The organism is Bradyrhizobium sp. LMTR 3 (genome assembly GCF_001693485.1).
Lineage (GTDB): Bacteria > Pseudomonadota > Alphaproteobacteria > Rhizobiales > Xanthobacteraceae > Bradyrhizobium.
Genome location: NZ_MAXC01000005.1, coordinates 166,761 through 183,089 on the forward strand (window position 1 = coordinate 166,761; position 16,329 = coordinate 183,089).

Annotated in this window: 9 protein-coding genes; 3 read left to right on the forward strand and 6 right to left on the reverse strand. The window is 58.7% G+C overall.

Annotated elements, in window-relative coordinates:
* Positions 1–193 precede the first annotated feature (193 nt).
* A complete protein-coding gene (locus LMTR3_RS06020; protein WP_065744163.1) occupies positions 194–868 on the forward strand; it encodes a class I SAM-dependent methyltransferase in 675 nt (224 codons plus the stop codon).
* A 265-nt stretch (positions 869–1,133) separates the two neighbouring features.
* Here the strand turns inward: LMTR3_RS06020 and LMTR3_RS39755 are convergent, their stop codons facing one another.
* Entirely contained in the window at positions 1,134–1,265 is a 132-nt protein-coding gene (locus LMTR3_RS39755) for a hypothetical protein (RefSeq protein WP_283809273.1), read from the reverse strand.
* A 1,484-nt stretch (positions 1,266–2,749) separates the two neighbouring features.
* Here LMTR3_RS39755 and LMTR3_RS06025 point away from each other — a divergent pair.
* Positions 2,750–8,281, forward strand: coding sequence for a DUF4082 domain-containing protein (locus LMTR3_RS06025; RefSeq protein WP_502686605.1), 5,532 nt, complete (start codon positions 2,750–2,752; stop codon positions 8,279–8,281).
* Positions 8,282–8,412: 131 nt separating this feature from the next.
* Here the strand turns inward: LMTR3_RS06025 and LMTR3_RS06030 are convergent, their stop codons facing one another.
* Together LMTR3_RS06030 and LMTR3_RS06035 are read right to left on the reverse strand one after the other, a co-directional pair.
* A complete protein-coding gene (locus LMTR3_RS06030) occupies positions 8,413–9,000 on the reverse strand; it encodes an acyltransferase (protein WP_065744188.1) in 588 nt (195 codons plus the stop codon).
* Between the two features lie 303 nt (positions 9,001–9,303).
* Complete coding sequence (locus tag LMTR3_RS06035) at positions 9,304–9,567, reverse strand: hypothetical protein (protein ID WP_141686488.1); 264 nt, start codon at positions 9,565–9,567, stop codon at positions 9,304–9,306.
* Between the two features lie 454 nt (positions 9,568–10,021).
* Here LMTR3_RS06035 and LMTR3_RS06040 point away from each other — a divergent pair, with 454 nt between their 5' ends.
* A complete protein-coding gene (locus LMTR3_RS06040; protein WP_065744165.1) occupies positions 10,022–10,792 on the forward strand; it encodes a metallophosphoesterase family protein in 771 nt (256 codons plus the stop codon).
* Between the two features lie 13 nt (positions 10,793–10,805).
* On the opposite strand, the gene LMTR3_RS06045 is transcribed toward LMTR3_RS06040, so the two are convergent.
* The 3 genes from LMTR3_RS06045 to LMTR3_RS06055 form a co-directional block, all read right to left on the reverse strand.
* The gene (locus LMTR3_RS06045) at positions 10,806–12,119 is read right to left on the reverse strand and encodes an HlyD family type I secretion periplasmic adaptor subunit (RefSeq protein ID WP_065744166.1); all 1,314 of its coding nucleotides are present in this window, start codon (positions 12,117–12,119) and stop codon (positions 10,806–10,808) included.
* Entirely contained in the window at positions 12,104–14,053 is a 1,950-nt protein-coding gene (locus LMTR3_RS06050) for a type I secretion system permease/ATPase (RefSeq protein ID WP_141686489.1), read from the reverse strand. Before LMTR3_RS06050 ends, LMTR3_RS06045 begins: the two co-directional genes overlap by 16 nt.
* A gap of 81 nt (positions 14,054–14,134) precedes the next feature.
* Positions 14,135–16,329 (reverse strand): Ig-like domain-containing protein (locus tag LMTR3_RS06055; protein WP_245319772.1); only part of this gene is annotated, 2,195 nt, incomplete at its 5' end.

A 16,329-nucleotide genomic window follows, 5' to 3' on the forward strand; every position in this document is an offset into this window, starting at 1 on the left:
ATCGCGGCCCGGTCCCGCGAAGGCCGTTCCTGTTTCCAGAGCTGCAGACGGTACGCGAGGACGAAGTGAACGCCGCGGGTGCAGCAAAAGGCGATGCGGCCTTCCTCGCCGAGGGCGATCCATCTAGCGCCCTCCTCTCGAAACAGCTAAAAAGGCACCCGTCAGCGGATTTAATCTTTGAGCGGGCCTGAGCATGTTTTCTGCACTTCATTATCAGGCATGGCGGCGCGCGCGGGCGGCATATTACGCCTTCGGGCTTTCCAGATTGCCATTTGGCGATTTATTGGGGCGGGCAGTCAGCGAGTGGGAGATCGCGCAGGGATTCGGCGACAGCCCGAAAGAGAAGGCAAGATGGGATGCTGAATATGGGGATGGACGCTGGTCTCACCTGCAAAAGGAGCTGGCCAACTATTGGCTCCTAATCGGGTTCATGGACGCTTATCGACGCGGTGGGGAATACCTCGACGTCGGCTGTGGAGACGGCGTATTGTTCGAACGCTTCAAGCGGCTCGGGTATCAGCGCTATGTTGGTATCGACATTTCCGACGTGGCAATAAGCAAACTACAGCTCCACAACGACCAGCGCACCAGTTTCACTCAGGCGAATGCTGATATCCATGAACCAGTCGGACGCTTCGATGCCATCGTTTTTAACGAGTCCCTTTACTATTTGCGAGACCCAATAGGTTCGCTCGGACGCTATGCCCAAACCCTAAAATCCGACGGCTGCATCATTCTCTCAACTTATACGACGTCGCGTCGATCTATGGCTGTTTTGCGTGATGCAAAACGGGAAATGAGCGTAGTAGATGAGGCGAAGACCACCCGAGGGAATACGTCCTGGCTTTGCACGGTGCTCGCGCCTTAGCGCCATTTCTCATCATCGCTTGCCCTTCGGCGCCTCACCTCCTTTTCCGACCGGATTATTGGCCACGTTTTGGGAAGTCTCCGCCTCGATCGACCGCTTCAGCACATAGACGTGCGTCACCATGGTGCTGGGTAGTTCCGGAACGGCGTATGCGGTGGCTGCTACCTGCCAGCCATCGGCCCGAGCTCGTTGAGCTCGGCGGCCGCATCCTCGCCCAGCCAGCCGCGGAATGTGATGATCTTGTGCTCGTGCATTGCTTTTCCCCTCATCTGAACAGGCCCGGCTGGTTGCCGCGTGGATCAATCGATGCGGCCCGCTTTCGCGCCTCGGCGGCCCACTGCAGCAGATTGGCATACATGCCGTGGAACGTGCGGCGCCGCCGCGCTTCCGCGAGCATGACGCGGGCGTAATGGAGTTGAAACTTGCGCTCCCGGTCGGTGGCAGTCTGCTCGGTTTCGCCATCCTGATCATCCCCACTGCGCTGCGATCACGCCAGCGACAACCCGATCACAGTCGCGCAGACTATGATCCCCACATAAGCGTCTTTGCGGATCACCATCATCTCACCACCTCGTTTGCTGCGTTCCGTCGGCTGTAGTGATGGTCACCTCGCCTCGACCACGCCTGCTCTTCTTCCGTAGCCCAGCGAACGTTGCCGGGCTCGTAATGGCCGTCATTGTTGGGCTATCGATCGATCTCATGAAGCGGCGATGGGCATGGGCCAACATCAGCCAGGAACGCCTCGAAAGAAGTCTGCCACCGCTCACTGATTTTTATGCCCCGGCCACCATATCGCGGATAACGCTGCACCTTCGGATTGGTGCAGCGGGATTTTATGCCGGTCCAAATCTTGTATTCTCGTGATCGGCAGGTGCCGTGCGTTATCCGGGCAATCTTTCGGCTTTCCGATTGAAGGCGGCCGTAGCTTTTCGTAAGGCCCTGACGAAGATCGCCTCCGCGAACGGCTGCAATCTCTACTGTCACCGTCTAGTCGCCTCGGTCTCGAGGGGGCGCTTGGGATCACACTGCGACCATTTTCTCAGCAAGGTATTCAACTTGGCTCGCAGGACTTGGCTCGCAGGACGCGGTCCTGCTCAACCATCATCCCCTTTCCCAGTGAAAGGCTCTTGCTTAATTGCGGAAGGAACCGTCGCGAGCAGACCCGACGCAAAAATGACCTCGGCAAAGCGTCTGCGGAGCGTTGTCGGAACCTCCGCGCTGGAGAGGCAAATTGGGGCGAGCTCCACCCCATATTAAATCTCAGGTTGATCACCTCAATAAAAAACAATCAGAATGGTTATAGCAGGCCAAACGTCCTTCCCGGACCAATCTGCTGGAAAACCAGAGCTATTTGCCGATTGGGTCGGCTTGGATCGACATTTGGTCACCACCAAAACTTTGCTGCTCGACACGGAAGAAAATTTGATATTAAATATCTTTAAAGAATTAATATTTCATTTAAATTCAATGGAAATTAAACGTTGCCGGTGCGGCCATGGTCTTAGCAACTATTGCGGATAGCGACGCGACCATGGCCGAGCGGCAGATCGAACGCTGTGACTTGTCGAACCAGCATGCGTGCTCGCTTGAGGTCACTACCCAGCGCAGCATCGCGGTCCAGCGATCCACGAGTGGGCCGTCCATTGAAGCTGTCGCTCCTGTATCCGCCCAGTCATCACGGCTGCAGCCTCTCATACGTATTCCCCTTTCTCGCGCGAGGATATCATGAGGTCCTTCTACGTAGATTCCGGTTTGGGCCGTATTGCTCTCGGACTGCAGACTTGGCCGCGCACTCTCCTGCGAGGAAATGCCCGCACATCCGATTTGGACACTGATATCGAGCAGCTTCTCGCCGCGCGGAAATGGTGGGAGGGTCCGGGCATGATCGGCTTGGGTGCCGCCGCCTCGCCTTTCACTCAAATCGCCGAGGCACGCTTCGCAGGGTTGACAGCGGAAGTTCGAGCGCCAGCCACTGCGGCAGCCACGCCAGCAATGTCAGAGCCCGTTGTGCTCCTAGGCAGGGTCCCTTCGGCGGCGTTGGCCCCAACTAGCATTGGGTCATCTGCGCCCCCTCCGGCGGCTGCCGCTATTTGTGGTTGCGGCTACTTCCTGGCTCCTACGCGGGTGCTCGACCAGATAGCGGCCAACGCGGCGCATGTGCGTTTGAGCGGCCAAGTGAATGATAGCCGAGTATCAGGCGGGGCGGATTTCCTGTTGACCGGCCAGGCCGGGATCATGGGAGCCTCGGTCAGCGCGGAGATGTCTTTACAGAATGTTGCTCCAATCAAAGATTGGACGTTGGTAGGAGGCCAGACCGATCCGGGGCCTGGGACCGGCCAAGGCGGAGTTCTGTCGGGTTCGGTTACGACCACAACGGTTTCGCGAGCCGCCACCACGGAATCGTCCAACCTCGTCACGGCCGCCGCGACATCTACTAACCCGATCGTGCTCGAGAATCAGAAGCAGGGCACCCCGCAAAGTGTGTGGGATATCGATGGCGCCGGCAGCTCGAATATCGAAGGTTTTGCTACCGACATCAGCGTCGATAATGGCAACAGAATTGACTTCAAGATCAATACGGACTCATCAAACTACCGGATCGAGATCTACCGCCTTGGCTACTATGGCGGCATGGGTGCTCGATTGGTCACCACCATCCAGCATACGGGCGTGCAAAACCAGCCTGCGCCGCTGCGCGACGCGACCACCGGCCTCGTCGATGCCGGCAATTGGTCTGTTTCCGCATCCTGGGACGTTCCGGCGGATGCAGTGTCCGGCGTCTACATTGCGAAGCTCGTGCGCCAGGACGGAGTCGAAGGCGCAAATCATATCCCATTCATCGTGAGGGATGACAGCAGCACCAGCGACATCATCTTCCAAACCTCGGATACGACGTGGCAGGCCTATAATGGCTGGGGCGGAGCAAATTTCTATGGCGGTAACGGTCCGGCAACGGGTCAAGGCGCAGGACGCGCGTACGCGGTGAGTTACAACCGTCCGATTGCCACCCGTGGCGGAATTGGTCAGGCCTCCGGGCCGCAAGACTATCTGTTCGGTGCTGAGTACTCAGCGATCTACTGGCTAGAGCAGAACGGTTACGATGTCTCCTACATGGCGGGCGTCGATACTGACCGTTACGGCAGCTTGCTCCTTAACCACAAAATGTATCTCGACGTTGGCCACGACGAATACTGGTCGGGGCAGCAACGCGACAACGTCCAGGCGGCCCGCGATGCCGGCGTGAATTTGTCGTTCTGGAGCGGCAACGAGATGTATTGGCGCACGCGCTGGGGCAACAGCATAAGTAGCGACGGCACGGCCTACCGCACATTGATCTCCTATAAAGAGACCTGGGCAAATTCGTCGATTGATCCGACAGACCAGTGGACTGGAACGTTTCGTGATCCGCGCTTCAGCCCGCCAGCGACCGGCGGAGGTATTCCGGAAAATGCCTTGATCGGGCAGTTGTTCCAGGTCGATGACGTCGGCGTCACCCAACCCGACGCCCTGCAGGCAATCACAATTCCCTACGACGACGCCAACCTGCGCTTTTGGCGCAATACCACCGTCGCCAATCTTCAGCAGGGGCAGACAGCGACGCTGACGAAGAACTATCTCGGCTACGAGTGGGATGAAGCGCCCGACAACGGGTTCGATCCGGCCGGCCTGGTCCGGCTCTCCTCAACAACGCTCCCGGTCAGTACCTATCTACTCGACTATGGCAACACAGTCGGACCTGGCGTCTCGACACATAATTTAACCCTCTATCGCGCGCCGAGCGGCGCATTGGTCTTCGGCGCCGGAACCGTCTACTGGTCGTGGGGCCTGAGCGACAATCACGACCTGCAACCAACTCCCAGCGACCCGCGCGTCCAACAGGCGATGGTCAACCTTCTGGCCGACATGGGCATCCAGCCGGGAACGCTTCAGTCGGGGCTGGTCCCCACGACCGCCTCAACCGATACCACTGCTCCAACCTCCACCATCAATCCGATAGCCAGCTTTAGCGCGCAAAGCGTGGTCACAATTTCCGGTACGGCATCGGACCTTGGTGGTGGCGTGATCGGCGCCGTAGAGGTTTCGACTGACGGTGGAGTAACCTGGTATAATGCAATCGGCGACGAGAACTGGACCTATACCTGGTCGCCGCAGGTTGCCGGGACCTACACGATTAAGAGCCGCGCGGTCGACGATTCCATCAATCTGGAAACGCCTTCAGCAGGTCGCACCGTAGTCGTCTCTGCTCCATCTTACATTACGCTTTTCTCAGGCTCGGCAACCCCCGATATCGTCAACGTCACGGATGCAAGCGCTGTCGAGCTAGGCGTGAAGTTTCAAACCTCGGTGGCCGGTACTGTAAGCGGGATCCGCTTCTACAAGGGTAGCCAGGATACGGGAACCCACACAGGCGAACTTTGGACCAGCACCGGTACCTTGCTGGCGACCGCTACCTTCACAAACGAAACCGCATCCGGCTGGCAGAGCGTGACCTTCTCCAACCCGATCACACTGACGCCGAACACCACTTATGTCGCTTCCTACCACACGAATGTGGGCCACTACTCCGTCAGCCCTGATTACTTCACGAGCAATGTGACGAGCGGTCCACTGACCGCTTTCGCCAACGGCAATGGCGTCTATACCTACAGCAGTAACCGCGCGTTCCCAACAAACACGTTTTCGGGGGAGAATTACTGGGTTGACGTCATGTTCAATCCGTCCACCGCCAATGGCGTACCGGTGGCCGCGAACGATGTTGGGCCGACCATCGCACAGAATTTGGCGGCGACGATCGCGGCCGCGTCCCTGACCGCCAACGACAGCGATCCCGATGGCGATGCATTGAGCGTCATCGGGGTGAGCGCACCGACGAACGGCACCGTCGTCCTCAATACCCAGCCCAATCCGCAGAACAACACCATCACGTTCACACCCGATTCCGGCTATACCGGTCCGGCGAGCTTCAGCTACACGATTTCGGACGGACGCGGCGGAACCGCTACCGCGAACGTTAGCTTCACGGTGGCACCACCCGGAGCGGTTCCGGTTAGCCTGTTCAGCGCGTCAAATATACCGGCGCAGACCAGCCTTAATGACGGGCAACAGCTCGAGGTCGGGGTGAAGTTCACCTCCTCCGTGGCCGGTCAGATTACGGCGCTGAAGTTCTATCGCAGCGCCAGCGATACTGGCGCCGACGTCGTTGATCTCTGGACCTCGACAGGCACCCTTCTTGCCAGCGCGACCTTTACCAACACGGCAGCCTCCGGCTGGCAGACGGTGAATCTGCCGTCCGCGGTTTCCATCGCCGCCAATACCACCTACGTTGCTTCCTACCACACGACCGGCGCCTATGTGGCGACCAACAATTACTTCACCACGGCCGTCACGAACGGCCCCTTGACTGCCCCCTCCACCACGACGATCGCCGGCGGCAACGGGGTGTATTCATATGGCGGAACCAGCACGACCGGCATCTTCCCGACCAGCACCTATGGTGCTGCAAACTATTGGGTCGATGTCGTGTTTTCGCCGAGCGGCGGCGGCAGCAACCAGCCGCCGGTTGCCAACAACGACAGCGGCTACACCACCACGCAGAACACCGCGCTGGCGATCGCGGCGGCTGCGCTGCTCGCCAACGACACCGATCCGGACGGCGGTACACTGACGATCACGGGCGCAAGCGGCGCCGTCAATGGCACGGTCAGCTTCAACAGCCAGACCAACGTCGTCACCTTCACGCCGACTACCGGCTACGCCGGCGCCGCGTCCTTCAGCTACGCGATCGCCGACGGACAGGGCGGCACGGCCACTGCAACGGTCAGTCTGACGGTCAATGCGGCACCCAACCAGCCGCCGGTAGCGAACAACGACAGCGGCTACATCGCCACACAGAATACGGCTCTGACCATCGCCGCTTCGGCCCTGCTTGCCAACGACACTGACCCGAATGGTGATCCGCTGACCATCACGGGCGTGAGTGACGCCATCAACGGCACCGTCAGCTTCAACGCCCAGACCAATGTCGTCACCTTCACGCCGACCACCGGCTACACCGGCGCCGCATCCTTCAGCTATGGCATCTCCGATGGGCGCGGCGGCACCGCGACTGCAACAGCCAATTTGACAGTGACCACGCCATCGGTGAGCTTGTTCTCGAGTTCGGACACGCCGGCGGCTCTCTCGGATCCCGACGCGACCCAGGTCAATCTCGGGGTGCGGTTCACGTCCTCTGCAGCCGGCACCATCAACGGCATCAAATACTATAAGGGCGCCGGCGACACTGGCACCCATGCAGGTTCATTGTGGAGCAGCACCGGCACGCTGCTGGCGACCGCTACGTTCACAAACGAAACCAGCAGTGGTTGGCAGACGGTCACCTTCAGCAATCCCGTTTCGATCACCGCCGGCACGACCTATGTGGCAAGCTTCCACAGTAACGGCCACTACACGTCGACCGGCAACTACTTCACCACCGCGCGCGTCAATGGCCCGCTCACGGCACCCGCTGCCAGCAATGGCGTCTACACCTACGGCACGGGAAACCTGTTCCCGACCAGCACCTTCGGTGCCACCAACTACTGGGTGGACGTTCTGTTCAGCCCCGCGAGCAGCGGTGCCAACCAGGCACCGATCGCGGCGAACGACTCCGGCTTCGGCGTCACTCAAGACTCCTCGATCACGATCGCGGCGTCGGCGTTGCTCGCCAACGACACCGATCCGGACGGCGATGACTTGACGATCACGGGCGTAAGCAACGGCGTTAACGGCACCGCAAGCTTCAATGCCCAGACCAACGCCATCACTTTTACACCCAACTCCGGCTATACGGGACCGGCGTCGTTTACATATGACATCTCGGACGGCCGCGGCGGGACGGCCAACGCAACGGCCTCTTTGACCGTCAACGCGGCATCTGCGAGCATCGTAAGCCTGTTCAGCTCCAATCCGACACCAAGCTTGGTATCGGTTAATGACCCGAATTCAGTCGAGCTCGGGCTCAAATTCCAGGCGTCCAGTACCGGAGACGTCACGGGGCTGCGCTTCTACAAGGGCGCGTCGAACACCGGCACCCATGTCGCGCATCTCTGGACGAGCACCGGTACCCTGCTCGCCACCGCTACCTTTACCAACGAGACGGCGAGCGGTTGGCAGCAGGTGAACTTCGCCACGCCGGTGACAATCTCTGCGGGCACGACTTATGTCGCGTCCTATCACACGTCAGGAAACTACGCCGCCGATCCCGGCCTGTTTGCCTCGGCGGTGAGCAACGGACCGCTGACTGCACCGTCTTCAGCTACGAGCGGAGGCAACGGCGTGTATGCTTATGGGTCAGGCGCCCTTTTTCCGACGAACAGTTATAACTCCACGAGTTATGGCGTCGACGTTCTGTTCCGTCCGCAACTTGTGGCCTGACAGGGAGGATTTGCTACTTCACGGCCGGCTTCGGCGGCCTGGAAGCCCTCGGTCGCCGGCCTCCGTTGGCCGCCTGGCTGCGGAGCGGCATTTGAGATTGACCGATAGCTGCCAAAGGTTGCGGAGCTAATTTATTCGTCGCGCCGCCCAGATTTCGGCTGAGATGCTTCAATGCCGTAAAGTCGTGCGGGAGAGCCGAAGGCCTTAGCCCCTGGTGGGATATCCCGATTGACCAGCGAGTTTGCGCCAATCACCGCTCTGTCACCTACCGTGACCCCCATCTGAATGACAGCATTTGGGCCAATGTAGACCCCGTGACCGATCTTTGTCGGCGCGTAGTCGACCGGCTTCGCTCCAAGCGAGATAGAGCGATTCACGGTGTTGTGTGTGTAGATCTGAACACCGGCGGAAATGGAGCACCAATCGCCGATCTCAAGACGCCCACCCAATCCATCCAGAATGCAGCCCGGGCCGATCCAAGTATTTCGACCAACGATAACGTCACTCAGAACGAGCACATTATCATACATTGTCGTGCCCTCTCCGAACCCATAAGCAGCAGCGTTGTCATGGCGTTCGGAAATTAGGTCCGCGATCGACACTCTTCGATTGAACTGTCGCTTCTTGCGAGCTGCAAGAAGTTGAAAAAAGCGCCGGCAGAGCGCCAACCATTCGTCAGCCTGTTCTTCGGTTATTCGATGATCAAACCTTGAGTCCATTGGGCTTCTGCGCTCTCCGTGTGTTACTGTCTTGGGATTCGGCTGCAGGTCGGACAACGGAGCCGGGTTTGCATATGCATCAATCTGCCCAACTATCATCGCGAATTCAAGGTAGGTCGAAGATGAATAGGGTCTCGACCTAACTGCCCGTTCTGACATCTCATGCGAATTGCGAGTTGCCGGTTGTCGCACCCGGCGCCATGGGTCCTGGTGCGCTATGGAAACGATCCCGCTTCCTGCATGTCCCAATCGGCCCAAGTTTCCCTAACGCGCGGCAGTCTTCCAGTCAGAAACGCTTTCTCGTCAATCCCGGACTTCCCAAGGAAATAACTCCACAACCTCGACGTTAGGGGCCTGCGACAACTTCGCAGCCAAAAACGGGGCAAGCTTCTCGGCGATCCTCTGCCGCTCCAGATGTATTTCGCGACCGATCGCGTCAGAATACAGGCGCAGCATATGGATCGTGTTGCGCGGCACCTTGCATACTACTTGGCCGGAATCTGTTGTTGCTGGCACCAGAAGAGCTTGCCCGTCCCAAGTGACCTGGTCAAACAACCAGCGAACCACGTTAAATACCTCCATTTTAGTATAAGATATTATGTTGCATCCAATTTCCCCGCAAGTTACATTTAAAAATATTATATTGATATTTAAAATAAAGAGTTAGTTTAATTTTATGATCGAAGGGCTCCTTGTCATTATTGGCATGGAAGTGGTTCTACTCGTTTCAATCGCAGCGATGACGTTTCATCACAGGCGAATGGATGTGCTTAGTGGACGCTACTTTGCAAATGATCAAAGTGATCACGTGATCGAGCAGCTCGAGTGTGAGCAAACGGCACGACAGAGGGACGTGCTGACCGCTCCGCTCGACGAGCGGTCAGAACCGCCTCTACCCCGTAGCTCCGAACCGACACGTATTCGGAGGTGGGAGTTGTGGTGCTCTTACATTCGCCGCCTTACAGCCGCCCACGTCTCGGCGTCGGCGGATCGAGCTTGGGGTCCGCGACGCGCGCAATCCATGTCGAAGGCTGGTATCTCGACCAGCACGCTTGGCCAGGGCGGCCAAACGCGTGCGGCGCTCCCCGAAGGCACCAGAATATATGCAGTGGGCGACGTACACGGCCGCTCCGATCTTCTGGAGAGGCAGTTAGCAGCCATCGATGCCGATTGCAAACAACGTCCGGTTCCCCGTCCAATTACCGTCTTCGTCGGTGACTATATCGACAGGGGACCCGACTCGCGAAATGTGCTCGATCTGCTGCTACGATGGCAACAGTCTCACGAAGCAATCTTCCTTCGCGGAAACCATGAAACATTCCTGCCGCGTTTCATCACCGATCCACGCAGCTTGGATGAGTGGCGACAGTACGGCGGTCTCGAAACCCTGCTGTCTTACGGTCTTAAACCGAGCATCAATCCTGATCGAAACGAACAGACCATGCTGGCGACCGAGTTCGCGGAAACTCTTCCGCGAGAGCATCTCGATTTTCTGCAAGCGCTCGAATTGACGTTCAGCTGTGGCGGCTTTCTCTTCGTCCATGCCGGCGTTCGCCCCGGCGTTCCAATCCACGAGCAGACCGAGGATGATCTGCTCTGGATCCGTGACGATTTTCTCAACTGGGAACAGCCGTTCGAACGCTTCGTGGTGCACGGCCATACACCGGTGAACGAGCCCGATCTGAGGCTGAACCGGATCAATATCGACACTGGAGCCTACGCAACAGGACGGCTTACCTGCGTCGTCATCGAGAACACTGCCGTTACCCAGTTAGCAAGTGACGAGATTTAGTTGGACGTAACGTTCAGCGTTCCTTCAACGCGTGCTGCGCCTGATCCTGCAAGGGCTTGAGCAGATAGGACAGCGCGGTTCTTGACGGCGTCTTGATAAACACTTCGACCGGCATACCTGGCACCACCTTGGACGATCCGAGCTTTGCCAGTTCCTCGGGCTTGAGCAGAACCCGAGCCGTGTAATAGCTCGCGCCGGTTCGCTGTTCCTGTGTGAGGTCTGCGGAGACCACGGCGACTTCCCCATCTATCTCTGGGGTTGTCTTCTGATTGAAGGCCGCAAACCGAAGCGTTGCCGATTGACCAACATAGACCTGATCAATTTCTCGGGGAGCAATCTTGACCTCAACTGCGAGGGCGTCGGCATCCGGCACGATGAGCATGATCTGCTCGCCCGGGGAGATCACGCCTCCGACAGTATGGACCGCAAGCTGGTGAACTCGGCCGGACTGGGGTGCTCGAATGTCGATGCGATTGAGCTGGTCCACGGCAGCGATCTTGCGTTCAGCAAGTTCGGACAGCTTTGAGCGGGTTTCTATCAGATCCTTGCCAACCTCGGTCCGCAAATCCTGATCGATTTGAATGATCTGAAGCTCGACCTCGGCAATTTTGCCCTTTGCCTGCGCGATCATCCCGGCCAGTTGACTACGCTCGCCCTCCAGACGAGCGCTGTCACGCTCCAGCGCGTTGAGCCGAGCGATCGGCACGAGATTCTTCTGCCAGAGGCCGCGAACTCCTTCCAGTTCTCCAAGGATGAAATTGACTTCCTTCTGCTTGGCCTCGGCTTGTCCTGTATAGCCCTTGATTTCGTCCTGCAGCTGCGCTCGTCGCTCCTTGAGCTGCGACTTCTGCCCGTTCCGGGCCTGGCTGCGAAGCTCAAATAATGCCCGTTCGGCAGCGATGGCGCGCCCGGCTTCGGAACGGCTATCTTTCATCCTTTCCAGCAGAGCCTTTGGAAACCCAATCTCGTCGACGCTGTCCCGTTCTGCTTCAAGGCGAGCCTGGCGAGCGAGCAGTTCGTCGAGGCTCTTGGTGACAATCGTCGCGCTAGCCAGCGTCTGAGTTTCATCAAGACGAATTAGTATGTCACCCGCATTAACCTTGTCTCCGTCCCGCACCCGCAGTTCGCCGACAATACCGCCGGCGCCGTGCTGAACTTTCTTCACGCTCGAATCGACGACGACGACACCTTGTCCGATCACGGCGCCTGACAACTGCGAAGTTGCCGCCCAGCCGCCGATTCCAAACGTCACGAACGCCGTCATGATGATCCCGACGACCATGTATCGCTGAATCGAGTGCAGCGCTGGGGTCACCGCACTGTCCATCTGCCGCCTCCCTGGCTATCCGCCACCACCTTGAGCGGGACGGGTGTCCGCAGCACGGTCCTGAGAACCTCCTCTTTCGGACCAAACGACTGCGCTCTTCCATCGCCCACTACCAATACGTGATCGACGGCTTCAAGCGCCTTTGGACGATGGGCAACCACTACGACAATGCCCCCGCGGTTACGCACGTTGACGATTGCCTCGGTCAGCGCTGCCTCCCCCTCAGCATCGAGATTTGAGGTCGGCTCATCAAGCACCACCAGGAAGGGGTTGCCGTAGAAGGCACGCGCAAGCCCGATCCGTTGTCGCTGGCCAGCGGACAAGGACATTCCGCCCTCACCAACCTGGGTACTATAGCCCTCCGGGAATGAAAGGATGAGATCATGCACGCCTGCAATTCGCGCCGCTTCCAGGACGGCGTCCGGGGTGGCTTTTAGATCGAATCGCGCAATATTAACGGCGATGCTGCCCTCGAACAGTTCGATATCCTGCGGCAGATAGCCGATATGTTTACCCAATGCTTCCGAGGACCACTGATCCAGCGCAGCGTTGTCGAGCTTGATCCTGCCACGAAGCCGTGGCCAGACACCAACAAGCGCACGGGCCAACGTCGACTTGCCGGCACCGCTCGGCCCGATGATTCCGACGGCCTCGCCTTTTCGCAGCTGGAACGAAACATCATTAAGGATCAGCTTGTCTGAATCCGGCGCCGCGACATAAAGCTGCTCCACCACGAACGTTTCGGTCGGCGCCGGCAGTGCGAGCGGCTCCTTCTCCTTGGGCAGAAGTTCAAGCAGCTGATCCAGCCGTTGTCCGGACTGACGCGCGGCGACGAATCCTTTCCAGTTGGCGATCGCCGTCTCTACCGGGGCTAGTGCCCTCGCCGTCAGGATCGATCCAGCAATGATGATGCCGGCCGTAGATTCCTGATTGATGACAAGGACCGCGCCAACGGCAAGGACAAGCGACTGGAGAAATGAACGAAACACCTTGGACAGCCCACCGAGCCCGCTCGCCACATCGCTCGTTCTCTCGTGTGCGGCAAGGTACTTGGTATTCGTGGCCTGCCAACGCTGCGCAGCCTGCCGCCTCATGCCCATGGCCTGCAGAACTTCGGCGTTTCGTCGCCCCTCCGCAGCAAGCGCACTGCGTGAAACTGCCAACTGCGCAGATGCCTTTGCCGGGCCGCGCGTTCGCGTTTCAGTCAATACTGTTATGGAGACCAGCAACAGCCCACCCATCAGGGCGGTCACGCCAATCCAGAAATGAAAAAGGAAGCAGATGCCGAGATAAACGGGCATCCAGGGCAGGTCAAACAGCGCAGTTGGTCCACCTCCCGAAAGAAAGCTTCGGACCTGATCAAGATCCCGAAGAGGCTGCATGCCATCGCCGTCGCCCCGGGTCTTCAGTGGAAGACGAACCATCGAATCGAAGACTCGCGCTCCAAGCGTTTCGTCGAAGTAGCGGCCAATGCGCGCGCTTATTCGATTTCGGACCAGATCTAGGCTACCCTGAAAGACGTAGAGCACTGTGGCAAGGAACAGGAGCGCGACCAATGTCGGTATGCTCCGTCCGGGTAGCACCCGATCATAGACCTGGAGCATGAAGAATGAGCCTGTGAGCATCAAAAGATTGCTCAGGCCACTGAATATTGCCAGGCCCCAAAAAATCCGCCGGCAAGACCCCAAGAAGGCCTTCATCTCAGATCGCGGTTCATCGTAGTCCCGCGTCGAGCGCCACCGCGGGAATAGGCGCTGTCGAATGGCTTCGACCAAACGCTCTGCCGATCCAATCAACTCTGAAATGCGCAAGCGCGAACGCGCACGTTCCGCCAGAATCCTCAAGGCGGCGACCAATACCGCCCAATTCGATACGTCTATCTCGTCTAACTTCTGGAGCGGGGAGATTTCCCCCCGCCGTCCGAAATCAGTCATGGCACTCGCCCCTTGAACCATGCCCTTGTTGAGGTGCTATCCCCAAGGCAGATTAGACCAACTCCCTTTTACAAACCTTGCTCAGGCGAAGTGGAAGTCCTGACTACTCAGCGCACTCAGCTTGGTATTCTTCAGTGTGAGCGTATCGCTTCCGCTGGAAATGACGATATCCTGACCAACTTGGCTCGCGTGCGAGAGAACGCTCGCAAAGCTGTCGAACACCGTCTTGCTGAACTGGATCGTGTCCTGCACGCTTCCACTGGCCGCGAAATCCTTAATGACGTCGCGGCCGAAATTTGCGGCAAACACGAAAGTGTCGGCCTGACCGCCGCCAACCAGGATGTCATTACCTGAGGTGCTCTTCAGCGTATTGCTGCCTGTCGAGCCAAGAATTGCACTGCCCGAAGTACCAACGACCTGGCCAGTGTTATCGATCTGCTTGGCAGTATAGGTGTGTAGCGTGTCGGACACGGCCGACGATGTCTGGAAAGACCAGGTGCCATCGGCTGCCGCAGTAACTTTTCCAATCGACGCGTTGCCATCGTACAGCTTGATCTGACTGTTGGCATCGGCGACGCCTTTGATGGTGACGATGTCGCTCCAGTTCTTGTACATGGTGGTCAAGGCGACAGACGCAGCACCAATTACACCGTCACCATTCAGGTCCTGGTGGAAAGTCGTCTCCAGCGACTTCAGCGCGGTGCTGCTGCCCGACGAAACACCGATGGCATTGGATGTGAAGTTGCCGTTGCTGTCAGTGGCCCACACAAGATACTGGTCCGCATCCTTGTATTTCCACGCGACTTGATATCCGCTTGACGTCTGCTCGGTACCGATCGGCGTCCATGCACCAAATTGACCGGCAGTCACCGCTGCGCCGTTGAGCTTCAGCGAGGGCCCCGTGCCTCCAGCCACAGGGGCAAGGAAGTAGTTGGCGCCGGCTCCAACCAAGGTCGTCGAGCCGTACGACTCGATGACCGCCGGTGGCGCTCCGATTGTGCCGTCCCCGTTCAGATCCTGATGGAAGCTCGTCTCTATTGACTTCAGCGCGCTGCCGCTGCCCGATGAAACGCCGATGGCATTGGATATGAAGTTGCCGTTGCTGTCAGTGGCCCACACAAGGTATTGGTCTGCACCCGTGTATTTCCACGTGATTTGATATCCGCTTGACGTCTGCTCGGTACCGATCGGCGTCCATGCACCAAATTGACCGGCAGTCACCGCTGCGCCGTTGAGCTTCAGCGAGGGCCCCGTGCCTCCTGCCACAGGATTAAGGAAGTAGTTGTCCCCAATATTGACGGTGCTGGTTGAGCCAAAAGTCTCGATGACCGCCGTTGGCACACCGATCGTGTCGTCGCCGTTCAGGTTCTGATGGAAACTCGTCTCCATCGACTTCAGCGCGGTGCTGCTGCCCGACGAAACGCCGATAGCGTTGGATATGAAGTTGCCGTTGCTGTCAGTGGCCCACACAAGGTACTGGTCTGCCCCCTTGTATTTCCACGCGATTTGATATCCGCTGGCCGCCTGCTCGGCACCGATCGGCGTCCACGCACCAAATTGACCAGATACCACCGCTACGCCGTTGAGCTTCAGCGAGGGCCCCGTGCCTCCTGCCACAGGGTTGAGGTAGTACTTGTCACCACTCTGAACGAAACTCGTCGCGCCAGCCGACTCTATCTGCGTACTTGGCGATGGCGATGCCCCGCTGATCACGCTGCTGACCGACTGCGAGGCGGCGCTGACGTTGCCGGCCGCGTCGGCAGCCCTGGCCGTCAGCGCGTGCGTGCCGGTCGACAAGGCATTTGTCGTGACGCTCCAGGCTCCGGTCGAGTTTGTTGTCCCCGTTCCGACGACCGTGGTGCCGTCGTAGACCGTGACCGTGCTGTTGGCCTCCGCAGTCCCGGACAGCTTGACCTGATTGGCATTGACGATGGCGTTGCTGCTCAGGACCGGGGCAGTCGGCGCCACCGTATCCACTGTCACGGTCACTGCGCCGGACTTGGCACTGGTCTGACCGCTCGAATTGGTCGCGGTCGCGGTCAGCACATGCTTCGCGTTGGTCAGGACCGAGGTGATGTAGTCCCAGCTCCCGGTCGAACTGGCGGTCGTCGTGCCGATCTGGGTCGAGCCATCGTAAATCTTGATGGTGCTGTTGGCGGCAGCGGTACCCTTGAGCTGGAGGGTATTATCGCTGGTGATGCCATCGCCGGCCGCTCCGGTGTCGTTCGAGAACGACGCGATGGTCGGCGTCGCCGGTGTGGCCGGGGGTGCCGAGG